Annotated in this window: 16 protein-coding genes; 10 read left to right on the top strand and 6 right to left on the bottom strand. The window is 72.5% G+C overall.

Translation table 11 applies throughout. The annotated features are described in order from the left end of the window. Positions 1 to 30: 30 nt before the first annotated feature. The 4 genes from ACSQ18_RS11580 to ACSQ18_RS11565 all read left to right on the top strand — a co-directional run bounded on the left by ACSQ18_RS11580 (position 31) and on the right by ACSQ18_RS11565 (position 4,888). Entirely contained in the window at positions 31 to 660 is a 630-nt protein-coding gene (locus tag ACSQ18_RS11580) for a phosphatase PAP2 family protein (protein ID WP_301037903.1), read from the top strand. Positions 661 to 664: 4 nt separating this feature from the next. Beyond that, positions 665 to 2,581: a helicase HerA-like domain-containing protein gene (locus ACSQ18_RS11575; RefSeq protein ID WP_436037510.1), complete on the top strand. Its 1,917-nt coding sequence runs from the start codon at positions 665 to 667 to the stop codon at positions 2,579 to 2,581. A gap of 108 nt (positions 2,582 to 2,689) precedes the next feature. Continuing rightward, positions 2,690 to 4,282 carry an SDR family oxidoreductase gene (locus ACSQ18_RS11570; RefSeq protein ID WP_436037508.1) on the top strand — a complete coding sequence of 531 codons (1,593 nt, stop codon included), beginning with the start codon at positions 2,690 to 2,692 and terminating at the stop codon, positions 4,280 to 4,282. 9 nt (positions 4,283 to 4,291) lie between these two features. After that, positions 4,292 to 4,888 carry an N-acetyltransferase family protein gene (locus ACSQ18_RS11565; protein ID WP_436037507.1) on the top strand — a complete coding sequence of 199 codons (597 nt, stop codon included), beginning with the start codon at positions 4,292 to 4,294 and terminating at the stop codon, positions 4,886 to 4,888. An 11-nt stretch (positions 4,889 to 4,899) separates the two neighbouring features. On the opposite strand, the gene cydC is transcribed toward ACSQ18_RS11565, so the two are convergent. From cydC to ACSQ18_RS11540, 5 genes are all read right to left on the bottom strand, one after another. Continuing rightward, complete coding sequence (gene cydC / locus ACSQ18_RS11560; RefSeq protein WP_436037506.1) at positions 4,900 to 6,573, bottom strand: thiol reductant ABC exporter subunit CydC; 1,674 nt, start codon at positions 6,571 to 6,573, stop codon at positions 4,900 to 4,902. Then, positions 6,570 to 8,261 (bottom strand): thiol reductant ABC exporter subunit CydD, encoded by a 1,692-nt coding sequence (gene cydD, locus ACSQ18_RS11555; protein ID WP_436037505.1) that lies wholly within the window; start codon positions 8,259 to 8,261, stop codon positions 6,570 to 6,572. Before cydD ends, cydC begins: the two co-directional genes overlap by 4 nt. Positions 8,262 to 8,345: 84 nt before the next feature. Then, positions 8,346 to 9,377, bottom strand: a complete 1,032-nt coding sequence (cydB, locus tag ACSQ18_RS11550) for a cytochrome d ubiquinol oxidase subunit II (RefSeq protein ID WP_436037503.1) — start codon at positions 9,375 to 9,377, stop codon at positions 8,346 to 8,348. 9 nt (positions 9,378 to 9,386) lie between these two features. Further along, positions 9,387 to 10,832, bottom strand: coding sequence for a cytochrome ubiquinol oxidase subunit I (locus ACSQ18_RS11545; protein WP_436037501.1), 1,446 nt, complete (start codon positions 10,830 to 10,832; stop codon positions 9,387 to 9,389). 100 nt (positions 10,833 to 10,932) lie between these two features. Next, entirely contained in the window at positions 10,933 to 11,556 is a 624-nt protein-coding gene (locus tag ACSQ18_RS11540; RefSeq protein ID WP_144806064.1) for an ArsR family transcriptional regulator, read from the bottom strand. Between the two features lie 227 nt (positions 11,557 to 11,783). Here ACSQ18_RS11540 and ACSQ18_RS11535 point away from each other — a divergent pair, with 227 nt between their 5' ends. From ACSQ18_RS11535 to ACSQ18_RS11515, 5 genes are all read left to right on the top strand, one after another. Further along, complete coding sequence (locus ACSQ18_RS11535) at positions 11,784 to 14,573, top strand: lamin tail domain-containing protein (RefSeq protein ID WP_436037500.1); 2,790 nt, start codon at positions 11,784 to 11,786, stop codon at positions 14,571 to 14,573. Positions 14,574 to 14,682: 109 nt separating this feature from the next. Beyond that, complete coding sequence (locus ACSQ18_RS11530; RefSeq protein ID WP_436037499.1) at positions 14,683 to 17,379, top strand: hypothetical protein; 2,697 nt, start codon at positions 14,683 to 14,685, stop codon at positions 17,377 to 17,379. After that, positions 17,376 to 20,075: an FtsX-like permease family protein gene (locus ACSQ18_RS11525; protein ID WP_436037497.1), complete on the top strand. Its 2,700-nt coding sequence runs from the start codon at positions 17,376 to 17,378 to the stop codon at positions 20,073 to 20,075. Before ACSQ18_RS11530 ends, ACSQ18_RS11525 begins: the two co-directional genes overlap by 4 nt. Next, positions 20,075 to 21,076, top strand: coding sequence for an ABC transporter ATP-binding protein (locus ACSQ18_RS11520; protein ID WP_436037496.1), 1,002 nt, complete (start codon positions 20,075 to 20,077; stop codon positions 21,074 to 21,076). The genes ACSQ18_RS11525 and ACSQ18_RS11520 overlap by 1 nt, the downstream gene beginning before the upstream one ends. Beyond that, on the top strand, positions 21,069 to 21,749 hold the full coding sequence (locus ACSQ18_RS11515) for an ABC transporter ATP-binding protein (protein WP_436037494.1): 681 nt from the start codon (positions 21,069 to 21,071) through the stop codon (positions 21,747 to 21,749). Before ACSQ18_RS11520 ends, ACSQ18_RS11515 begins: the two co-directional genes overlap by 8 nt. 521 nt (positions 21,750 to 22,270) lie before the next feature. Here the strand turns inward: ACSQ18_RS11515 and ACSQ18_RS11510 are convergent. Further along, the gene (locus ACSQ18_RS11510; RefSeq protein WP_436037492.1) at positions 22,271 to 23,299 is read right to left on the bottom strand and encodes an LLM class flavin-dependent oxidoreductase; all 1,029 of its coding nucleotides are present in this window, start codon (positions 23,297 to 23,299) and stop codon (positions 22,271 to 22,273) included. A 127-nt stretch (positions 23,300 to 23,426) separates the two neighbouring features. Here ACSQ18_RS11510 and ACSQ18_RS11505 point away from each other — a divergent pair, with 127 nt between their 5' ends. Then, positions 23,427 to 24,386: an aldo/keto reductase gene (locus ACSQ18_RS11505; protein ID WP_436037490.1), complete on the top strand. Its 960-nt coding sequence runs from the start codon at positions 23,427 to 23,429 to the stop codon at positions 24,384 to 24,386. Positions 24,387 to 24,394 lie beyond the last annotated feature (8 nt).

Genomic DNA, 24,394 nt, shown 5'->3' with positions numbered 1-24,394 from the left:
GCGCGCCGAGTCATCCTCTACGCTGAGGCGATGCGCGTGACGGATGTCGAGATCACCTGGGGGCTGCAGCGCCTCGTCATCGGACTCGTGCTGGCGACGGCCGCCGTCGTCCTCGGCATCGCGGTGGCGCTCGAGACCGACATCGACATCGACCTCTGGTGGAACACGACGGTCGGATCGATCCTGCCGGCCTTCACCGAGCTCTCCTACCTGCTCGACTTCCTCGGCGGCGGCTGGTTCGCCACCTACGTCGTGCCGCTCGGCGGATGCCTCGCCCTCGTCGCGGCGCGGCGGTGGCGATCGGGCCTGTACTTCTTGACGGCATCGGCGGTGAGTGCCGCGATCGTCCAACTCCTGAAGGCGATCTTCGGCCGCCTGCGTCCCGAGGACATCCTCGTCATCTCCGACCACGGCTCCTTCCCTTCGGGACATACCGCCAACGCGGCGACGATCGCCGTCGCGGCCGCGATCATCTTCCCCCGGTGGTGGGTGGCGCTGATCGGAGCGGCGTGGGCCCTCGTCATGGCGTTCAGCCGCACGCAGGTGCACGCGCACTGGCTCAGCGACACCCTCGGCGGAGTGCTCATCGGCACGGGCGCCGCCCTCATCGTCGCTGCCGCGTTCACCCTGCCGCTGGCGAGGGAGCGCTCGCTAGGCTGAGCGCATGACCGCGCCCGACGAAGCCGCCGCCGCCGAGATCGCCCGACTCCAGGCAGAGGCGGAGGCCGCTGAAGCGGCGCTGAAACTCGCGCAGGCCAAGGCCGCGCTCGCCGCCGCACAGGCCGCCGCAGCGCAGGGAAGCTCGACACCGGCAGTCGAGGCGGCACCGGAGACGGAGGCGGCACCCGAGGTCGCACCGGCGCCCGAGGAGGCACCGGCACCCGAGGTCGCACCGGCGCCCGAGGAGGCACCGGCGCCCGAGGCGGCGCCGGCACCAGAGGCGGCGACCGGACCGCTGGATGCCGACGAGATCGCCGCCGTCGTGAAGGGCTACACGTTCGACGGTGAGACGCTCGACCTCGGCGCGCTCATGAACACCGAACCCGTCCCGAGTGCGCAGATCCGCATTCCGCTCGGGATGATGAACCGCCACGGCCTCGTCGCGGGTGCCACCGGAACGGGCAAGACCCGCACGCTGCAGGGCCTCGCGGAGCAACTCGCCGCCAAGGGCGTGCCGGTCTTCGCCGCCGACATCAAGGGCGACCTGTCCGGCGTCGCGACGCCGGGGGAGCCGAGCGACAAGCTGCTGGCGCGCACCCGCGGGATCGGACAGGACTGGATGCCGACGGCATCCGTCACGGAGTACTTCGCCCTCGGCGGCATCGGCAAGGGCGTGCCGGTGCGGGCGACCGTCTCGGGGTTCGGCCCGCTGCTGCTCAGCAAGGTGCTGGGTCTCAACGCCACGCAGGAGTCGAGCCTCGGACTCGTCTTCCACTACGCCGACGAGAACGGCCTCGCCCTCGTCGACCTGTCCGATCTGCGCGCCGTGCTGACCTATCTGACGAGCGACGACGGCAAGGCGGAACTGAAGGGCCTCGGCGGGCTGTCGGCGGCGACCGCCGGCGTGATCCTGCGTGAACTCATCACCTTCGCCGACGACGGCGCCGACGTCTTCTTCGGCGAGCCCGAGTTCGACGTCACGGACTTCCTGCGGACGGCGCCGGACGGGCGCGGAGTGCTCTCCCTGCTCGAAGTGCCCGGCGTGGCCGACAAGCCCGCGCTGTTCTCGACGTTCCTCATGTACCTCCTCGCCGAGCTCTTCGAGATCCTCCCCGAGGTCGGCGACCTCGACAAACCCAAGCTCGTCTTCTTCTTCGACGAGGCGCACCTGCTCTTCCGCGACGCGTCGAAGGACTTCCTCGCGGCAATCACGCAGACCGTCCGCCTCATCCGGTCCAAAGGCGTCGGCGTCTTCTTCGTCACCCAGACGCCGAAGGACGTTCCCGGCGACGTGCTGGCCCAGCTGGGCTCCCGGGTGCAGCACGCGCTACGCGCCTTCACGCCCGACGACGCCAAGGCCCTCCGCGCCACCGTCGGCACCTACCCGAAGAGCGGCTACGACCTCGAACGCACCCTCCAGGAGCTCGGCACGGGCGAGGCGATCGTCACGGTCATGAGCGAGAAGGGCGCGCCGACGCCCGTCGCCTGGACGCGGTTGCGCGCACCGCAGGGACTGATGTCACCTACGCCCGACCCCGACATCGAGCGAGCCGTGCACGCCTCGCCGCTCCTCGCGAAGTACGGCACGGCGATCGACCGTGAGTCGGCGCGCGAGATCCTCACGGCCAAGATGAACGCCGCCGCGGAGAAGGACGCCGCCGAGACCGCGGCGGCGGAGAAGGCGAAGGCGGATGCCGAGTACGCCCGGCAGCAGGCCGCCATCGCGAAGGCAGACGCGGCGGCCGAGAAGGAGCGTCAGCGCGAATACGACCGCATCATGAAAGCCACCGGCGGCAGCACGCGCACCCGTACGACGCGGAAGAAGGAGGCGTCGCCGCTCGAGCAGGTGCTGAACTCCAAGGCGACCCAGTCGATCCTCACGTCGGTCATCCGGGGCGTGTTCGGCAACGGCCGCCGCTGAGGGCCGACGCCGTCGCCGCGACGGCGCCATGCCTCGGGCCGCATGCCTTGTCAGCGCGCCGTGCGCAAGGGGTTGGGCGGTCCGCTCTCCACGACGTAGGGTCTCGACATGGCTGAGACCGACCCGAGCACGCACGACGACGACACGACGCTGTCATCGCCGACCGGACGCGAACCCGCACTGCGCGCGATCCCGCGTCCCGACGGGTCGGCCCCGCGTGCTCTCGTCCTCGGGGCGACCGGCTATCTCGGCGGCCGGCTCGTGCCGCGCCTCCTCGCCGCCGGCTACCGGGTGCGCGTGCTCGTGCGGCATCCGGGACGACTGCCCGCGTTCGCGTGGGGCGACGACGTCGAGGTCGTCGAAGGGTCGGCATCCGACGCCGCGGCGGTCGCCGAGGCCGTGCCCGACGTCGACGTGCTCTTCTACCTCATCCACTCGATGGGACAGGGCGCAGGCTTCGAGGAGAGCGACCTGGCGGCGGCCCGAACCGTCGCAGCCGCGGCGGCCACGGCATCCGTCGGTCGCATCGTGTACCTCGGCGGGCTCCACCCCGACGCCACCGAGCTGAGCCCGCACCTGCGCTCGCGCGTGGCCGTCGGCGAGGAGTTCCTGCGCAGCGGGGTGCCGACGCTCGTGCTGCAGGCCGGCGTCGTGATCGGATCGGGCTCGGCGTCGTTCGAGATGATCCGCCACCTCACCGAGGTGCTTCCTTACATGCCCGCGCCCCGGTGGGTGCGCAACCGCATCCAGCCGATCGCCGTGCGCGACGTGCTGCACTACCTGCTCGGGGCCGCCCGGGTCGATGCCGACGTCAACCGCACGGTCGACATCGGCGGGCCCGACGTGCTCCGCTACGGGCAGATGATGAACGGCTACGCCGTGGAAGCGGGGCTGCGGCAGCGTCCGATCGCCGCGCTGCCCGTGCTGACGCCCGGTCTCGCGTCGCACTGGGTCAACGTCGTCACGCCCGTGCCGCGATCGATCGCCCGCCCGCTCATCGCCTCCCTCGTGCACGACTGCGTCATGCACGACCACGACGTCGACGAACTGATCCCGCGCCCCGACGGCGGCCTCACCGGCTACCGCGAAGCCGTCGCGCTCGCTCTCGGCCGCGTCGAAGGCGACGCCGTGGAGACCAGCTGGCAGGATGCCGCGGTGTCGGGCGTGCCGTCCGACCCGCTCCCGAGCGACCCCGACTGGGCGGGACGCACGGTCTACACCGACGTGCGCACCGCGCGCACGACCGCGTCGCCCGCGCGGCTGTGGGAGGTCATCGAGGGGATCGGCGGGGAGAGCGGGTGGTACTCCGCCCCGGTGCTGTGGGCGCTGCGCGGCTGGATGGACCGGCTCGTCGGCGGCGTCGGGCTCTCACGCGGACGCCGCAGCCGTTCGCGCGTGGCCGTCGGTGACGCCGTGGACTTCTGGCGGGTCGAGCGCGTCGAACCGGGCCGCCTGCTGCGCCTGCGGGCGGAGATGCGGGTGCCGGGACTCGCGTGGCTCGACCTCGCGTGTGACCCCGGGGATGCCGGTGGCGCCCTCTACCGGCAGCGGGCGGTGTTCTTCCCCCGCGGCCTCGCCGGGCGGCTGTACTGGCTCGCGGTGCTCCCGTTCCACGGCTTCATCTTCCGCGGGATGGCCAACCGGATCACGGCGGCCGCGGAAGCCCTCCCCGAGGCTCCGGCGGCCGCCGCGGCTCCGTAGACTCGGGCCGTGCCCCGCATCCGTCCGTTCCGTCCCGGCGACGAGCCCGCCCTGGCGGAGATCTGCCTGCGCACCGCCGATGCCGGCGGCGACGCGACCGGCGTGTTCGAAGACGACGACCTCTGGGCGGAGGTGTTCGTCCTGCCGTATTTGTCACGGCATCCCGACCTCGCGTTCGTCGTCGAGGACGACGCGGGCACGCCGAGAGGCTACGTCGTCGGCACCCCCGACACGCGCGCCTTCGAGGACTGGTTCGCCACGCAGTGGTGGACGCGGTTCGGGGCGCGCTGGCCCCGGCCGGAGTCCGAGCGCACGCGCCAGGACGGCACGCTGATCTACGCCTACGGGCGCCGCGCCGGTGCCGAGCCGTACGGCGACGACTACCCCGCCCACCTGCACATCGACCTGCTCCCGGAGCTCCAGGGGCAGGGATGGGGGAGGCGCCTCATCGACACCCTCGCCGACGCGCTGCGGGAGCGCGGTGTGCGCGGGCTCCACCTCGTCGCCTCGTCGGACAACACCGGAGCGCTGGCGTTCTACACCCGGCTCGGGTTCGCGCCGCTCCCGTCGCACGCGGGCGTGCAGGCGTTCGCCAAGACGCTCTGAGACGAGCGGCGTCAGCCGACGATCCGGCCGCGTTCCAGGCGCACCGTGCGGTCGACGAGACCCTCCGGCACCGTGACGTGCGAGATCAGCACGACCGCGCGCTCGTCGCCGACGGCGAGGAGCAGATCGCGCAGGAGAGCATCGGATGCGGCGGGGTCGACGCCGGCCGTCGGCTCGTCGAGGACGAGCACGTCGAACCCGCGCAGGAGGGCTCGTGCCAAGGCGATGCGCTGCGCCTGACCGCCGGAGACGAGGGCGCCGCGCTCGCCGACCCGCGCGTCGAGGCCGCCGCGCTCGCGCACCCACGCGCCCAGCCCGACCCGCTCCAGCACGCCCAGGAGGTCGTCGTCGCGGGCGGTGTCTCTCGCGAAGAGGAGGTTCTGCCGGATGTCCTCGTCGAAGAGCATGGGGCTCTGCTCGCACAGGCCCACCGTCAGCCGGACGTCGTCGGGGGCGAGCGCTCGGGCGTCCGCACCGCCGATCGTGTACGACCCGTCGATCTCCAGGAAGCGGACGAGCACGTGCGCGAGCGTCGTCTTCCCCGCGCCGCTCGAGCCGACCACGAGCACCCGCTCGCCCGGGGCGACGTCGAGATCGACCTCGTGCAGAGCGGACCCCTCGGCATCCGGCCAGGAGGCGGACACGCCACGCAGCCGCAGCCCCGACCCGGCGGGGGATGCGAGGGGAGGCGCGATCCCGGTGCCGACGGTCTCGCGCGGCAGCTCCGGAGGCGCCTCCGCCGGCAGCGCATCGGCGATGCGGCTCGCGGAGGCACGCACCTGACGCCAGGCGGCGGCGGCCAGCGGCACCGCCGTGAAGACCTCGAACACCGCCATCGGAACGAGGACGGCGACCGCGAACTCCGGCCCGAGCAGCGATCCGGATGCCACGGCCGGCGCGGCGATCCAGACCGCGAGCACCGAGGCGGCACCGGCCAGGAGCGACACCAGCGCCGTCGTGCCCGCCTGCGCCCCCGCACGACGGACGACCGCCCGCCGCAACCGCGCGTCGGCGGCGGCGATGCGCGCCCGGCTCTCCTCCTCCGCGCCGTACGCGACCAGCACGTCGAGGCTGCCGAGATGATCGAGGACGGCGCCGGCGAGGTCGGCACGGAGCGGAGCGATCGTCCGCTCGGCACGCGACCCCGTCGCCCAGCCCCAGAAGACCGCGACGATGCCCGCGGCCACGAGGCAGGCCAGGAGCGTGAGGGCGGCGGGCCACCAGATGACCGCCACGAGGATCACGGAACCCACCGCGACCGCTGTCGACGACACGAGCGGGAGCACGACGCGCAGCGGCAGATTCTGCAGCTCATCGACGTCGTCGACGAGCGCCCCCAGTACCGAGCCGCGACCCGTGCGGCCCAGGCCGTCGGGAGCGAGCGGCACGATGCGACGAACGAGGTCGGTGCGCGTGGATGCCAGTTGCCGCAGCGCCGCATCGTGGCTCGCGAGGCGCTCCGTGTAGCGGAAGGCGGCGCGAGTGAGGGCGAACAGGCGCACCCCGACGACCGCCGCCGACAGGTACATGAGCAGCGGCTGCTCGCTGGCGCGCACGATGAGCCAGGAACTCACGGCCAGCAGCGCCACCGCTGACGCCTCCGAGGCGAACCCGGCGGCGGCACCGGGCCAGAACCGGCGGGCGGGCGGCATGGCCGAGCGCAGGATCTCGCGCGAGGTGGTCATGCGACGGCCTCCGCGGGCGAGAGGGAGACGACGGCGTCGGCGATCTCGCGCGCCGACGGGCGGTGCGAGACGAGCAGGACGGTCGCGCCCCCGTCGGCGATGTCGCGCACCGACGCCCACAGGCGGGCTTCGGTCTCGGCGTCGAGGGCGGCGCTGGGCTCGTCGAGCGCGACGACCGACGCCCGCCCGCGGAGGTGACGGTGGATCGCCCGCGCGACGGCCACGCGCTGCGCCTGGCCGCCCGACAGCCCCGACCCCAGCACGCCGAGGAGGCGGTCCGGATCGAGGTCGTCGGCGCCCGCGAGCCGCAGCGCGCGGCCCACGAGCTCGTCGGAGCCATCGGCGTCGCCGGCGTCACCGAGCCTCACGTTGTCGGCGATCGTGCCGGCCACGAGTCCCGGCTGCTGACCCGCCCACGCGAGCCACGTGGAGGGGGCGAGCGTCGCGGCATCCGTCCCGTCCACCGTGATGTCGCCGCTGTAGGGCGCGGCCGTGCGGAGCGCCGCGAGGAGGCTCGACTTGCCGGAGCCGCTGGGCCCGTCCACGAGGGTGACCGTGCCGGGGCGCGCCTCGAACGAGACCGGCGGGAGGTCGCGCACCGCCACGTCACGCACCACCAGAACGCCGCGCGAGGAAGCGGCCGCGGCATCCCCGCCGTCATCGGCGGATGCCGGGCGCCCACCCACCGCGCGGCGGTGATCGTCGAGCACGGCGAAGACGTCGTCGGTGGCCGCGACGCCCTCCGCCGCAGCGTGGAACTGCACGCCGACCTGCCGCAGCGGCAGGTACGCCTCGGGCGCGAGCAGGAGCACGAACAGGCCGACCGTGAGGGTGAGCAGGCCGTCCATGAGGCGGAAGCCGATCGAGACCGCGACGATCGCGACGGCGATCGAGGCGAGAAGCTCCAGCGCGAAACCGGAGAGGAACGAGACCCGCAGCACCCGCATCGTCTCTTTGCGGTAGGTGTCGGTGACCGTGCCGATCGACGCCACGGCGCGGTGATGCCGTCCGAACACCTTCAGGGTCGACAGGCCCCGCACCGTGTCGGAGAAGCGCGCCGCGAGTCGCCCCAGCGTCTGCCACTGCTTCTGCTGCACCGACCGGGTCGCCAGGCCGATGAGCACCATGAACAGCGGGATGAGCGGGAGGGTCAAGAGCACGGTGAGGCCCGAGATCCAGTCCTGCCACCAAATGACCGCCAGCAGCACGGGCGTCGCGATCGCCGTCTGCACGAGCTGAGGCAGGTAGCGCGAGAAGTACGCGTCGAGGGCCTCCAGCCCGCGCCCCGCCGTCACGGCGAGCCGCGCGCTGTTCTGAGAGGCGATCCAGCCGGGCCCCAGGAGTCCGACGGCGGAGAGGAGATGGCTGCGCAGCTGGCTCTGCACGCGGGCGGCGGCGCGGGCGGCGACGGTCTCCCGGGTCCACAGCAGCACCGCCCGCAGGGCGATCACGCCGGCCAGCAGGAGCAGCGTCTCGCCGAGCGCGCCGTCGAGCGGCTCGCCGGCGATCGCGCCCGTGACGGCCCGCGTGAGGAGCCACGCGAAGGCGACGATGACGGCCGTCTGCGCGAGCCCGATCACGGCGATGGCGACGAAGAAGCCGCGCGACGCCGACGCATACCGCAGCAGGCGCGGATCGACCGGGCGCGTCCGGGTGCGCGCGCGACCTTCGCCTGCAGTGGTGGTCATGGTTCTTCGACCCTACTTCGGTTCCGCGCAGCGCCCCGGCGGCAGGTCACCGGCGCCGTCCAGGGCGCCGGGCGCGGCGGCCTGTCAATGGGCGACGGCGTCGGCCTTCTCGATCACGGCGCGCGTCACGCGCTTGCGGAACACCCAGTACGTCCAGCCCTGGTACAGCAGCACCATCGGCAGGAAGATGAGGGCGGCCCAGCTCATGATCTCCAGCGTCAGCTGCGTGCTGGACGCGTTCGAGATCGTCAGGCTGTTCGCGATGTCGGTCGAGGAGGGCATGACGAACGGGAACAGGGCCAGCCACAGCGTGAGGACGGCGAAGACGATCGTCACGGCCCCCGCGGCGAAGGCGCGGCCGTCGCGGTCGATCCAGTTGAAGGCGACGGATGCCAGCAGCGACACGGCCGCGATGACACCGCACGCGATGACCGCCCACAGGAGCGGAGCCTCACGGCCCGCGGCGATCAGCACGGTCCAGACAACCGTTCCGGCGGCGAACAGCACCGTGGGGATCGAGAGCTTCTTGGCGAGCGCCTGCGCGTCGTGGTGCACCTGGCCGTCGGTCTTGAGCCCCACGAAGTAGACGCCGTGGAGGAAGAAGAGGAGGAGCGTCGTCACGCCGACCCACAGGCCGTAGGGGTTCAGCAGCGTGAGGAACGAACCGGTGAACTCGTGGTCGGCATCGATCGGCACCCCCTGGACGATGTTGCCCACCGCGACGCCCCACAGGAGCGCGGGCACGGCCGATCCGATCGTGATCATCCAGTCGAAGCGCCGCTTCCAGCGCGGGTCGTCGCGCTGGTGCCGGTACTCGAACGACACGCCGCGCGCGATGAGGGCGAGCAGGATCAGCAGGAGTGCGAGGTAGAACCCGCTGAAGAGCGTCGCGTACCACTCGGGGAACGCGGCGAACAGGCAGGCGCCGGCGACGATGACCCAGGTCTCGTTGAGGTCCCACACGGGGCCGATCGTGTTGATGACCTGGCGGCGCGATACCTCGTCCTTGCCGAGGAAGGGGAGGGACATGCCCACGCCGAAGTCGAATCCGTCGAGCACGAAGTAGCCGACGAAGAGCACTCCGACGATGAAGAACCAGAGGTAGGCGAGATCCATGGCGTGCTCCTAGTAGACCGTCGTGGGCGTCTCGTCGATCGACAGCTCCGAGGGCTGTGGATCGTCGGGTCCGGGAAGGGGATCGGGTCCGGTCTTCACGGTCTTGAAGATGAGGCCGAACTCGACCACCGCGAGGATCAGGTAGATGAGTGTGAACGCCACGAGCGAGATCAGCACGCTCCAGCCGGGCACGCTCGGGGAGACACCGTCCTCCGTGAGCATCAGGCCGAAGACGATCCACGGCTGGCGTCCCATCTCCGTGAAGATCCAGCCGACGAGGATGCCGAGCAGCGCGAGGGGCGCCTGCCAGATCGCGATCTTCCACATCCAGCCCGCCACGGGGCGCTTCGCGTTCTTGCGCGTGACCCAGAGGCCGACGACGGCGATGAGGGCGGCGAGGCCGCCGAAGCCCATCATCCAGCGGAACGACCAGTAGGTGACCCACAGGATGGGCGCGAAGTTGCCGTCGACCTGGTCGGCGAACTGCGGGAAGAGCTCGGTCGTGTACTGCAGGTTGAGGTCGTTGATGCCCTCGACGCAGCCGTTGAAATCGTGCGTGGAGAGGAAGGCGAGCAGGTAGGGCACGCGCAGCGACCAGATCTCGCTCGTCCCGTCGGGGGTGCCGATCGAGAACAGGGAGAAGGAGGCGTCGGCGCCGCACGCAGAGTTGAACATCGCCTCGGCGGCGGCCATCTTCATCGGCTGGGTCTCGACCATGACCAGGCCGAGCTGATCGCCCGAGAGCGCGACCCCGGCGAAGGCGATGATCATCGACCACAGGCCGAGCTTGAGGGCGGGGCGCATCATCTCGTCGTGCTGCCGGCGGGAGAGGTGCCACGCGGCGACGGCGATCATGACCCCAGCGGCGAACATGATCGCCGAGAAGATCGTGTGTGGGAACTGCGTCAGGGCGACGGGGTTGGTCAGGACGGCGCCGAAGTCGGCCATCTCCGCGCGGTGCCCCTCGGTCGACATCCGGTAGCCGACGGGGTTCTGCATGAAGGCGTTGGCGGCGAGGATGAAGTACGCCGACAGCCACGTGCCGAACACCGTGATCCAGATCGTGGCGAGGTGGATGCCGCGGGGCAGGCGATTCCAGCCGAAGATCCACAGCCCGATGAAGGTCGCCTCGAAGAAGAACGCCATGAGGCCCTCGAAGGCGAGGGGGGCGCCGAACACGTCGCCGACGAAGCGGCTGTAGGACGACCAGTTCATGCCGAACTGGAACTCCTGCACGATGCCCGTGACGATGCCCATCGCGAAGTTGATGAGGAAGATCTTCCCGAAGAACCGCGTGAGGTGGAGCCACTTCACGTCGGCCGTGCGGAACCACATGGTCTGGAAGATCGCGACGAACAGCGACATGCCCAGCGTCAGGGGGACGAAGATGAAGTGGTACAGCGTCGTGAGCCCGAATTGCCACCGAGCCAGCAGCAGCGGATCCAGAAAGTCCATGCGAGTTCCCTCCCGAGCGTGGGTCTTCCTGTTGACTGAAGGTACAGACGGCGCGCGCGAGCCGATCGCGCGTGCGCCGTGAATAACGGCAGGCGGGCGATCAGTCGCCCGCGGCCGCGTGGATGAGCTGCACGACGCACTGACGCGGGTCGCACGAGGAGCGCATCCCGTCGACCGACAGCGGACCGCCGGCCTCGCTCAGCACGCTCTGCATGAGGCCGAGGTGCACGCTGCACAGCACCTCGCGGTGCGCGGCCTGGGCTTCCGCCTGCGCGCACGGCGTGAGGTCGACGGTGAGCTCCGTCTCGTCGACGAGCGGATCGAATCCGGCGTCGATCAGATCGTCGATCAGCGCGTCGACCTGGTGGAGCGCTTCGGTGTCGAGCTCGGGCGGGGCGCCGGGGAGCACGCGGCGCATGAGATCGCCGCGCTCGGCGGCAGCCTTCACCTTCCGACGCTGCACGGGGCTCGACGCACGGAGGCCGTCGGCCACGCTGTAGAGCACGCGCGGGCGGCCGCGGGTGGTGCGCAGCTCGGGGAGAGCGACGACGTAGCCGTCGTCGATCAGGCGCTGCAGATGCTCGCGCACCGTGTTGGGGTGGAGGCTCGTGGCATCCACGAGCTCAGTGATCGTACGTTGCGGCCGCTCCTGGATGAGGTGCAGCAGCTCGACGCGGGAGTAGCTGGAGATCGCGCTGTAGCCGACGGGACGCCCTGTGGTCATACCACTATTATTCCCGGTCATTCTCAGGAAGGGAAGAGGCTGCGCCGGGGGATTTCTCCGGCCCCCCGGAAGGCAGTCTCCGCCCCTCTCGGAAGGTCGCCGCCGGGACGACCGCCCATCGTCGCCCGCCGTTCGTCGGCCGTTCTCCTGCCGTTCGCCGAGGGCCGGGACGATCGCGTCGGCGACCCGCATCGCCGCCCTCCACCGCCTCCCGACCCTGGAGAGAGATGTCTTCCACCGTCCCGCACGCTCGTTCCCGAACCCGACACGGTTCCTCGCTCGCCGGCGCCCTCGTCGCCGCCCTCGGCCTCGGCCTGCTCGTCGCCCCGCTGGCGGCGCTCCCCGCCGTCGCGGCGGACGAGCCCGGTGTCGTGCTCAACGAGATCGAGTCGGACGGCGACACCACCGACTGGATCGAGCTCGTCAACGCCTCGTCCGCGTCGGTCGACATCTCCGGCTGGGTCGTCAAGGACAACGACGACACGCGCACCGACGCGATCCCGGCCGGGACGGTCCTGGCGGCGGGGGAGTTCTACCGGTTCGATCAGCCCGCGATGACCTTCGGTCTCGGACGAGAGGATGCCGCGCGCCTCTACCTCGCCGACGGCGTCACCCTCGTCGACGAGTACGCCTGGACGCAGCACGCTGCCACCACCTACGGGCGCTGTCCCGACGGCACCGGGGCGTTCGGTCTCACGGCTGTCGGCACTCCGGGCGCCGCGAACGACTGCACGCCCGCGCCGACGCCCACCGCGACGCCGTCCGACGACCCCACCGCCGACGTGATCGTCGTCAACGAGGTCGAGTCCAACGGCGACGACACCGACTGGCTCGAGCTGTACAACCTCGGCGACGTCGATGTCGACCTCAGCGACTACGTGCTGCGCGACAACGACGACACGAAGGCGTACGTGCTGCCGAGCGGGTCGGTCGCGCCGGCGCACGGCATCCTGCTGATCGACCAGCTGACGGCGCACTCGCCCGGGTTCGACTTCGGTCTCGGCGGTGCCGACATGGTGCGCCTGTTCGCTCCCGACGGGGTGAGCCTTGTCGCCTCGTACGCGTGGTCCGCCCACGCCGCGACCAGCTACGGGCGGTGCCCCGACGGCACCGGGGAAATGCGTGAGACCACCGTCACGACCAAGGGTGCGCCCAACAACTGTGCGCTGCCGGTGAAGATCAACGAGGTCGAATCCAGCGGCGGGACGCCCGGCGATTGGATCGAGCTCGTCAACCTCACCGACGCGTCGATCGATGTGAGCGGCGTCGTCGTGACCGACTCGGACACGGCCGCTCACCGCTACACGGTTCCGGCGGGCACCGAGATCGCCGCGAAGGGATATCTCGTGCTGGAGGAGGCCGCGTTCGGCTTCGGACTCGGCAGCGCGGATGCCGTGACCCTCTTCGACGCCGACGGGACGACGGTGCTCGACACCACCTCGTGGACGGCCCACGCCGCGACGTCGTGGGGCCGCTGCACCGACGCGACCGGATCGTTCGGTGAGACGGCGCTCGCCACGAAGGGGACGGCGAACCGCTGTGCCGGCGAGGTCGTCGTGGAGACCTGGCCCGGCGGTGCGCAGGTGCGCGTGCTCGACGACGAGAGCACCTTCGCCGGCGACCTCAGCGGACTCGACTACGCGACCGGCGCGAACGGCGCCGAACTCTGGGCCGTCGAGAACGGCAACGGGCTGCTCTATCGTCTCGTGCCCTCCGGCGAGGAGTGGGTGCCGGCGGCGGGATGGTCCGCCGGGCGTACGCTCCGGTACCCGGACGGCACCGGCACGGTGGATGCCGAAGGCGTCACGGTGCAGGGCGGCAGCGTCTTCGTCTCCAGCGAGCGCAACAACGACCAGAGCTCCGCGAGCAGGCCCGCCGTGCTCCGCTTCAACGGCGCGGAGAGCGGGGGCTCGTCAGAACTCGTGGCATCCGCGGAGTGGAACCTGGCATCCGACTTCCCCGGGCTCGGCGCGAACGCCGGTCTCGAGGGCATCACGTGGGTGCCCGACGCCGACCTGGTCGCCGACGGCTTCCGCGACGAGCGCACCGGCGCGGCGTACGACCCGGCGGACTATCCCGGCCACGGCGACGGCCTCTTCTTCGTCGGTGTCGAGGGGACGGCCTCGGTGTACGCGTACGCCCTCGGTTCCGACGGGTCGTTCGCGCGCGTCGCGACGATCGCGACGCCGTTCGCCCTCGTCGCCGACGTGCAGTACGACCGAGGGCTCCTCTGGGTCGTGTGCGACGAGGCGTGCGACGGCCGCACCGCGACGTACGAGGTCGACGGCACCGGCGTCTTCGCGCCGACGCATGTGTACGCGCGTCCGGCCGGGATGGCCAACGTCGCGAACGAGGGGTTCGCGATCGCCTCGACGTGTGTCGACGGTCACGCCCAGACCTTCTATGCGGACGATGCCGACACCGACGGGTTCTCGCTGCGCGCCGGCACCCTCGACTGCACGACGGGGACGCCCGAACCGACCCCGACACCGGAGCCGACCCCGACCGTCTCGCCGACGCCGGAGCCCACGCCGACGCCGGAGCCGACATCGGAGCCGACCGCCACGCCGACGCCCGAGCCGACGAGCACGCTCCCCGGGACGCCTGACGCGCCCGACGAGGGCGACCTGACGGACGAGAACCGCGGCGTGATCGACGCGCCCTCGGAGGTGCGCGCGGGCGGCAGCATCCGGGTGCAGCTGGACGCCGCGCTCGCCGGCACGACCGTGAATGTGTGGCTGTTCTCGGAGCCGACCTCCCTCGGTGCGGCGGTCGTGGCATCCGACGGCGGCATCACGGTGCGCATCCCGGCGACTGTTCCGGCCGGCGAGCACCGTCTCGTCGTGACAGATGCCGACGGCGCGATCCTCGCGTGGACGGAGCTCACCGTGACGGGCGCCGAACTGGCCGTGACCGGCGGCGATGCCACGGCATCCGCGCTGTCGGCGATCGGCGGTCTGTTCGCCCTGGCGGTGGGCATCGCGCTGCTGCGCCGAGGGCGTCGCACCGCCGCCTGACGACGAGCAACGGAGGCCGGGCGCCCGATCGGGCGTCCGGCCTCCGTGCGCTCCCGGGCACGGCCGACGCGGTCGGTTAGGGTGCACATGTGAGGCAGAGGAGCGCGGGGTGATCGGGGGCGCTCGCTTCGCGGTCGCCCGCGCGCGTGCCGCGCTGCCCGCTCTCATGACGCTCTTGGTGGTCTGCGCCGTGGCGGCGGGGCTCGTCGTCGGGATGGCGGTCGCGTTGCGTGCCGTCGAGGCGCAGGACGTCCGCGCAGCCCTCGCCGCCGCGACCGGCAGCCGCGGGCAGGCAGTCGTGACGGTCGCCGAGGGCTCGACCGACGCCCTCCGCGACGCGGTCGAGACGACCCTCGCCGCTCACGGCGCCCCGCCGGTGTCGATCGCCGTGACGACGGATGCCGTGACGATCACGCCGGATGCCGCCCGGTTCACGGGCGACGACGTCGGTGCGCTGGACGAGGCGCTGCGCGACCTCCCCGCCGACGCGCGCGAGATCGTCGGCGCTCGCGTGCAGGTCGCCGGGAACCTGGAGGCGACGCTCGGGGCGATCAGCGATGGCATCCAGGCGCGTCGCGGTCCGACGGCGGTCGCGGTCGGCTTCCTCGGACTGATCACCGTCGTGGTCGTGGGTGCCGTGGCGTGGGAGCCGGTGCGCGCGCGGGCGGGGGAGTCGCTGTTGATGCGTGCCCGGGGCGCGCGGGCGCGGAGCCTCGCCGCCCTGTCGGGCACCGAGACGGCGGCGGTGTCGCTCCTCGGGGCGGTCGCGGGCGCCGTCCTCGCCCTCGCCGTCGCCGTCGTCGACGGGTGGCCCTCGCCCGGCATCCTCTTCGCCGCGGTCGCCGTTCTCGGGGTGACAGCGGCGGCGACGCTGACGGCGGTCGTCATCACCGCGCGCACCGCCGACCGCCGCCCCGGCCGCGCACAGCTCGTCGCGGTGGGCGCCGCCGCCGTCGTGCTCGCGGTCGTCACCGGTCTCGCCGCGTGGCAGTTCGCCCAGTCGGGCACGCCCGTCGTGACGCGCGGCGACGGCACGGCCGTGCTCGACCCGCTCGTGGCGATCGCCCCCGCGCTCATCCTCGCGCTCGCCGCCGTCGTCGCGGTGCTCGTGGCGACCCCCGCTGCCCGAGCGGTCGCCGCGACGCTCGGCGCGACCCGCGGCGTGCAGCCGATCACCCCGCTGCGGCTCGCGTCGCGACGCCCCGGCCGCCACGCGCTCCCGCTCACGGTCGTCGCGTTCGCTATCGGCATCGCGACGGTGGCAGGCGCTTATCAGGGCACGACCTCGGCGCTCGGTGATGCACCGGAGGCTCTGCGGGTGGGCGCCGACGTGCGCGTGACCACCATCCCCGACACCGTGGACGCCGCCGACGTCGCGCGAGCGGCCGCCGACGCCGGAGCCGCTTCGACGGCGGCGGCGCGGGGGTTCACCGCGCTCGGCCCCGGGTCGCGCCTTCCCGTCATCGCCATCGACGGCGGCCGGCTCGGCACGGTGATGCTCGACGGCGGGGGGACGATCGCCCCCACCGAGCTCGGCGAGGCCATTCGGCTGCCCGCTGCCGGCATCCCGCTGGCGGGGGACACGCTGGAGCTGCGGGTGCGGGCGCCGCTGCCGCCGCCGATCGATTTCGACGGAGAGCTGTTCCAGCCCGAGCCGCTGCTGGCGAACGTGCAGTTCTCCTTCGTATCGGCGCGCGGTGAGCTGTGGACCACGTCGTTCGTGAACGGCGACCCGGGTTCGGGCGGCGATGACGGCAGCGAGTTCGTGCCGCCGGTCGTCGACCCCGACGTGCGGGAGCGGATCGCCCTTCCCGGCGGCGACGAGTGGTCGCTCTTGGCGGTGAGCGTGTGGTCGGCGGCGTGGGCCGGCGAGGGCGACGTGATCCTGTCCGACGTGACGAGCGGGGGTGAGCCCGTCGACGTGTCGACGCTCGCCCTCGCGCCCGGTACCGCAGGCACCGCCGAGGGCGGCGGCTCGGATGCCGGCGGCTCGCTGCGGTTCTTCCCCGCGTTCGACGACACGGGCGACAGTCTCGTCACCCGCGTCGTCGCGCCCGGTGCCCCCGCGACCGCACCGGTCGTGCTCACGGCGGCGCTCGCCGCCGACCTCAGCCTCGACGTCGGCGACACGATCGCCCTCGAGTTCGACGGTCCCGACTTCGAGGCGCAGGTGGAGGTCGTCGACATCGTCCCGGTGCTTCCCGGCACGCCGTCGGGGCAGGGGCTCCTCGCCGACATCGGCACGCTGACGCTCCTTTCCCCCGTCCCCGTCGTGCCCAACCAGGTGTGGGTCGAGGCGGACGATCCGGATGCCGTGGCCGCCGCGCTCGCCGAGCAGTTCGCCGGCACGACGGTGCTCGCCGCCGATCCCCGGCAGGGGCGTGCCGCGGCGGCGACCGCCGCCGGCTTCGTCGTGGCGGCAGCCGGTGCGCTCGCCCTCGCGCTCGTCGTGCTGATGCTGCGCCGTTCCCGCACGCGCGCCGACGCGCGGGAGCTCGCCCTCCTCGCCGTTCTCGGCCTCGGCCGGCGCCGCGCGGCTCGCGTGCGCACGGTGGAAGACCTCGTCGCGCTCGCGTTCGGTGCGCTGGGCGGCGTCGCAGCCGGCATCCTCACCGCGATGCTCGTCGTCCCGGCCCTCGTCCGTGCCGCCTACGGCACGGTGCCCGACGCGTATCCCGTGCCGCTGGTCTGGCCGATGCTGCCGCTGGGGGTCGCGCTCGCGGCGATGCTCGCGGCGTGCGTGCTCGTGGTTGCGACGGTGCGCGCGCCGCGAGGTCTGGCCGGCGCACTCCGGGAGGACGAATGACGACCCGCTCGCCGGGGCTGTTCGCCCTCACCCGACGCCGCTTCGCCACGCCGCGCAGCGCGGCGATCGTCATCGTCGCGCTCACGGCGCTCGCCGCATTCGTCATCGCCGCCGCGCCGCGCGCCCTCGTCGGCGTGGTGCGCGCGGAGGTGGCGCATCAGATCGCCGGTGTCGCGGCGACCTCGCGCGACCTCACGGGGTCGTCGATCAACGTCCCCGTCTTCGGGCCCGCGCCGGACGCGGCGCTGACGGACGGCTGGGATGCCGGGGCCCCCGACGTGTTCGGCGCGCTCGCCGGGCAACTGGCGGCGGCTCGCGAAGACTTCGACCCCGTCCTGCGCGACCTGACCGGGCCCGCGGAGTTCGCCGAGCACCTCTCCGCGGGTGTCGCCGCCGATCCGACCGGCATCCCGGCCGACCTTCCCCTGCCGTTCGTGCAGGTGATGTCCGAACCGGCCGCCGCCACCCACGTGCGCGTCGTCGACGGCGCATGGCCGGGCGCGTGGAGCGGTGACGGGCCGATCCCCATCCTCCTCACCGTTTCGGCGGCCGAGACGATGGGGTGGACGGTCGGTCAGGAGCGCACCCCGTTCGTGCTCGCGGGCATCGGTGAGGCGGTCGATCCCGACGCCGACCGGTGGCTGCACCTCATCACGGCACTGACGGCATCCGTCTACGACGACGGGAACCGGCGACCCACCGCGACGAGCGCCGGGTGGGTGGCGCCGGAGACCTGGGCCGCCCTCGTCCAGTCGGGCGAGCTCGGGCGCACGCAGCTCAGCCTGTGGTACCCGGTCGACGGTGCGGGCGCGCGGGATGCCGACCCGACCGCGCTGCTGTCGGCCGTGCGCGGTGCCACGACGGCGTCGGTCGCACTCGACCCGTCCGGCCAGCTGCGCACGCGCCTGTCGAGCGACCTCGTCTCGGTGCTGTCCACGGGACTCTCGCGCGCCAACTCCGCGAGCGCGATCCTGGCGGTCGCGGCCGTGGGGCCACTCGCCGTCAGTGTCGCGCTCATCGTGCTCGCGTCGGCGCTCATCGTGCGCCGGCGGCGCAGCGATCTCGCCCTCCTCTCGGCGCGCGGTGCGCCGCTCGCGCGGCTGCGACGCCTCCTGTTCGGCGAGGGTCTGCTGCTCGGCGCGCCGGCGGCGGTCGCCGGTGCCCTCGCCGGCGTGCTGCTGACGGCGAACGACGCCGGATGGGTGCCGACCGTGTGCGCCGTGCTGGTGGGATTCGCGCCGGCGGCCGCGCTGGCCGCGACGCTCCGGCCCGCGCTCCTCACACGGGCGCGCGCTGATCTCGACGCCCCCTCGCGCGGTCGCTGGACGCGGGTGGGCGAGCTGATCGTCGTGCTCGTGGCGGTGGCGGCGGTCGTGCAACTCGTGCTCCGCGGCATCGGCACCGACACGACGACGATCGACCCGCTCGTGATCATCGCGCCCCTCCTGGCGACGGTCGCACTCGCGCTGCTCGTCGTGCGGCTGCACCCGGTGCCGCTGGCGGCGGCACTGGCGGCCTCGCGCCGCCGCCGCGGCGTGGTCGGCCTCGTCGGGGCGGCCCGCAACCTCCGCGACCCGTCCGCCGGCACCACCGCCGTGCTCGCGATGGTCGTCGCCGTCGCGATCGCCGTGTTCTCGTCCGTCGTGCTGGCGACCGTCGACCGGGGCGCCGTCGTCGCGGCGCAGCGCGACGTGGGCGCGGACGTGCGCCTGGCGGGGCCGTACTTCGACGAGGGCACGGTGGAGCGTCTGCGCGCGGTGGACGGCGTCGCGGATGCCGTCGGCATCCTGCGCGGTGACTTCCTCACGATCGCGGGTGAGTCGGGTTCCGGCGCGGGCCAGGCCACGGACAGCGTGCTCGCGTTCGTCACCGAGACGGGCCGCGCCGCCGAGGCGCAGCGCGGCTACGTCGGCGCGTTTCCCGGCGGAGTGCTCTCCGGCGCGGACCCGCTCGAGATCGTCGCATCCACCAGCGTCGCGGCCGAGGTGGGGTCGGGCGATGTGACGCTGCTCGACCGTCCGGCGCGCGTCGTGGGGACGATCCCCGCGCTCCTCGGCGCCACCGACACGACCGAGTTCGTCGTGCTCGACGCCGCCGACTACACGGCGCTCACGGGACTCGGCTTCTACCCGCGCACCGTACTCGTCGACCTGGACGACGGCATCGACCCCCGCGACGTGCTGCCCGCGATCCAGGATGCCGTCGGGCAGACCCACACGACACGAGTGCTGGCCGACTCGACGGCGGAGATCCAGGCGTCGCCGGCGGTGACGGCCCTGCGCTTCGTGCTGTTCGGGGCGCTCGGGATCGCCGCGCTCCTGTCGGTGATCGCGCTGCTGCTGGTGGCCGGGGTGTCCCGCGACGCCCGCTCCCGCGTCATCGCGCTCCTGCGGACGATGGGGCTCGATCGGGCGCGAGCCCGCGGCATCGTCGCGTGGGAGTTCGCCCCGCTCGGCGTCACGGCCCTCGTCGGCGGCGTGCTGCTCGGGGCCGCCCTCCCGCTGCTGGTCGTGGCATCCATCGACCTGCGTCCCTTCACCGGCGGCGGTGCCCAACCGTCGCTCACCGTCGACCCCGCCCTCAGCGGGGCCCTCATCGCCGTCGTGGTCGTCGCGCTGGCGCTCGCCGTGGTGGCGGGCGTGCTCAGCGCGCGGACCGTCTCGATGGCGACCGTGCTCCGAACGGAGGAGGATTGATGAACGATCCCGACATCGTCTGCGAAGGCCTCGTGCGCATCTTCGCGGTCGCCGACATCGAGGTGCAGGCGCTCCAGGGCCTCGACCTCGTCGTCGAACGCGGCGGCCTCGTGGCACTCGTCGGCGCCTCCGGCTCGGGGAAGTCGACCCTCCTGTCGATCCTCTCCGCGCTGGATGCCCCCACCGCGGGCAAAGCGACCGTCGCGGGCCGCGACCTCACGGCGCTCACCGCGCGACAGCGCGTGGACTACCGACGCGAAGTGGTCGGGTTCGTCTGGCAGCAGACCGCCCGCAACCTCCTGCCGTACCTGTCGGCGGAGGAGAACGTGCACCTGGCCCGGGCGATCGGCGGCGACCGCTCCCGCTCCGCCCGCGCGCGCGAGCTCCTGGAGCTCACGGGTGTCGCCGACGTCGCGGCGCGGCGTCCTGCGGAGCTCTCGGGCGGGCAGCAGCAGCGCGTGGCCATCGCCGTCGCGCTCGCGAACGACCCGCGCGTGCTGCTGGCCGACGAGCCCACGGGCGATCTCGACGAGCACGCGACGGCGGACGTGCTCGCCACCTTCGAGACGGTCAACCGCGAGCTCGGCACGACGGCGCTCATCGTGACCCACGACCCCGCCGTCTCGGAGCACGTGCGACGCACGGTGCAGATCCGCGACGGACGCACCGCGACCGAGGTGCTGCGCTCCACCCACACCGACGACGAGGGCCGCGAGCACGTCGTCGCCCAGGAGTTCGTGGTGCTCGACAAGGTCGGCCGGATGCAGCTGCCCACCGACTACATGACCCAGCTCGACCTTCGCGACCGCGTGCGCCTCGAACTCAACCCCGACCACGTCGGTGTCTGGTCCGGCACGGCGGCGGTGCCGCGACCGGAGGCGCGACGAGAGGCTGCCGAGGCGGGTGCACCGGGATCGGAGGCCGCGGGCCCGGCATCCGGGGATGCCGCCCCGCCCACGAGGCGGAGTCTGCGCGAACGGAAGGACGATTCCGATGACTGAGACCCTGCTCGACGCGCACGGCCTCTCGGTCGTGCATCGCACGCCGGCCGGTGAGGTCGCGGCGCTCGCCGACGCGTCGCTCACCCTCTCGCCCGGCGAGTTCGTCGTGCTGGTGGGACCGTCGGGCGCGGGCAAGACCACGCTGCTGCACGTGCTCGGCGGCATCCAGCCCGTCACGACCGGCACGGTCCGCATCGGCGAGGTCGAGATGACGACGGCATCCGAGGCGCAGGTCGACCGCGTGCGCCGCGACGACCTCGGCTACGTCTTCCAGTCGTTCGGCCTCATCAGCGCGCTGACGGCGGAGGAGAACGTGGAACTCCCGCTGCGCATCCGAGGGACGGATGCCGGTGAGCGCGCCGCGCGCGTGTCGCACCTGCTGGAACGGGTGGGGCTCGCGGCGCACGCGAAGCAGCGCCCCGGAGAGCTGTCGGGCGGTCAGCAGCAGCGCGTGGGCATCGCCCGGGCCCTCGCCGGTTCGCCGCGCATCCTGCTCGCCGACGAACCGACCGGGCAGCTCGACTCCCACACGGCCGTGCAGATGATCGACCTCATCTCCTCGATCGCCCACGACGACGGCCTCGCCGTGCTCCTGTCCACCCACGACCCGTCGGTGCTCGCCCGTGCCGACCGTGTGCTGGAACTCCACGACGGGGTGCTCCGCGCGGGCTGACCTCTGCGTTTCGTCTCGCTGCGCTCTGCGTTTCGTCTCGCTGCGCTCTGCGTTTCGTCTCGCTGCGCTCGCTCAACGACCGAGTGGGCGCTCTGTGTTTCGTCTCGCTGCGCTCTGCGTTTCGTCTCGCTGCGCTCGCTCAACGACGGGGTGCTCCGCGCGGGCTGACCTCTGCGTTTCGGCTCTGCGTTTCGTCTCGCTGCGCTCGCTCAACGACCGGGTGCGCGCTCTGTGTTCGTCTCTGCGTTTCGTCTCGCTGCGCTCTGCGTTTCGTCTCGCTGCGCTCGCTCCGCGACGGGGTGCTCCGCGCGGGCTGACCTCTGCGTTTCGACTCGCTGCGCTCTGCGTTTCGTCTCGCTGCGCTCGCTCAACGACCGGGTGCGCGCTCTGTGTTCGTCTCTGCGTTTCGTCTCGCTGCGCTCTGCGTTTCGTCTCGCTGCGCTCGCTCAACGACCGGTGGATCTCGGTCGTTGAGCGAGGGAGCGCAGCGACCGAGACGAAACGCCGGTGGCGAGGGGGGGTCAGCCGCGGGTGCTGACCCAGCCGAGGGCGGGGGCGACGTGCGTCGCGAACGACTCGACGATGCGGAGGTTGAACTCCACCCCCAACTGCGAGGGGATCGTCAGCATGAGCGAATCGGCCGACATCACGGCGGCATCCTGCTTCAGCTGCTCGACGAGCACGTCGGGTGCCGCTGCGTAGGTCTTGCCGAACGTCGAGCGGAAGCCGTCGATGTAGCCGATGCCGTCGCCCTCGGCGGACTGGCCGAAGTACAGCTCGTCCTCGGCGGTCGTGATCGGGAAGATCGACCGGCTCACCGAGGTGCGCGGCGTGCCGGGGTGACCGGCATCCCGCCACGCGGCGCGGAACAGGTCGAGCTGTTCGGCCTGGAGGAGATCGAACGGGCGGCCGTCGGCCTCGGTCACGAGCGTCGAGGACATGAGGTGCACACCCTGACGCCCGGCCCACTCGGCCGTCTCCCGCGTGCCGGCACCCCACCAGATGCGGGAGCGCAGCCCCTCCGAGTACGGTTCGACGCGCTGTCCGCCGCTGCCGCCGCCGAACGGGCTGCTCGCGTCGCGCTCGGCGAGCGGCTGCCCCTCGATGGCGCGCAGGAACAGCTCGAACTTGTCACGAGCCATGTCGGCGCCGCGAGGGTCCTGCGAGCCCGTGTAGCCGAACGCCTCGTACCCGCGGACGACGGTCTCGGGTGAGCCGCGGCTCACGCCCAGGGCGAGGCGACCGTCGGAGAGGAGATCGACGGCCGCCGCCTCCTCGGCGAGGTACAGAGGGTTCTCGTAGCGCATGTCGATGACGCCCGTCCCCATCTCGATGCGCTCGGTGGTGGCGGCGATCGCTGCGAGCAGCGGCATCGGCGACGCCTGCTGCCGAGCGAAGTGGTGCACGCGGAAGGCGATGCCGTTGACGCCGAGGTCGTCCAGGCCCTGGGCGAGATCGATCGCCTGCTTCATGGAGTCCTGGGCGGTGAGCTGGCGGCCGTTGCCGAGCGGGCCGTAGTGGCCGAAGGAGAGCGTTCCGAAACTGCGCATGATGCCGCCAACGATACGCCCGTCCGATGTATTCCGACGCATGCATCGGTGTCGTGACGGCGCTCGCGGTTTCGCGCCGTGACACGCTCTGCGGAATAGCTCGGGCGCGGTGGGTATTGTCCCCACCATGACCCGCATCGGAAACAGTGACCTCGACGTCTTCCCCCTGGCCCTCGGCGGCAACGTGTTCGGCTGGACCGCCGACCGCGACACGTCCTTCGCCGTCCTCGACTCCTTCCGTGCCGGCGGCGGCGACTTCATCGACACCGCCGACTCCTACAGCGCGTGGGTCGACGGTCACACCGGCGGCGAGAGCGAGACGATCATCGGCGAGTGGCTCGCCGCGCGCGGGCTTCGTGCGGGCGAGGACGTCACCGTCGCCACCAAGGTGAGCCAGCACCCCCAGTTCAAGGGGCTCTCGGCATCCACCGTGCGGGCCGCCGCGGAGGCGTCGCTCGGTCGCCTGGGCGTCGAGACGATCGACCTCTACTGGGCGCACTTCGACGACGCCGACACCCCGCTGGAGGAGACGGTCGCCGCGTTCGGTGCGCTCGTGGAGGACGGGCTCGTCCGCTACACCGCCGTGTCGAACTACTCGGCCGACCGCATCCGCGAGTGGGTGCGCATCGCGCGGGAGCTGGGCGTCGCCGAACCGGTCGCGGTGCAGCCGCACTACAACCTCGTCCACCGCGAGATCGAGGCCGACATCGTCCCGGCCGCGCAGGAGCTCGGCCTCGGACTGGTGCCCTACTTCGCGCTGGCAAAGGGCTTCCTCACCGGGAAGTACCGGACGACGGATGCCACGGGCGCCTCCTCGCCGCGCGCCGCCGCCGCCGTGACCTACGCGACCCCGCAGGGCCTCCAGATCATCGACACCCTCGAGCGGATCGGCCGCGCGCACGACGTGTCGATCGCCGCGACGGCGCTCGCCTGGCTCCGCGCCAAGCCCACCGTCGTCGCCCCCATCGCGTCGGCGTCGAAGGAGGCGCAGGTCGCCGATCTCCTCGACGGCGGAAAGACCGACCTCACCGCCGACGAGGTCGCCGCGCTCGACGCCGTGTCGGAGTGGACGCCCGCCGACCAGTGAGCGCGTGT

It is taken from the genome of Microbacterium sp. LjRoot45, from assembly GCF_964253325.1.
Classification (GTDB): Bacteria; Actinomycetota; Actinomycetes; order Actinomycetales; family Microbacteriaceae; genus Microbacterium.
Note: the sequence above shows the minus strand (reverse complement) of the source record. Positions and strands in the feature narration are given on the sequence as shown.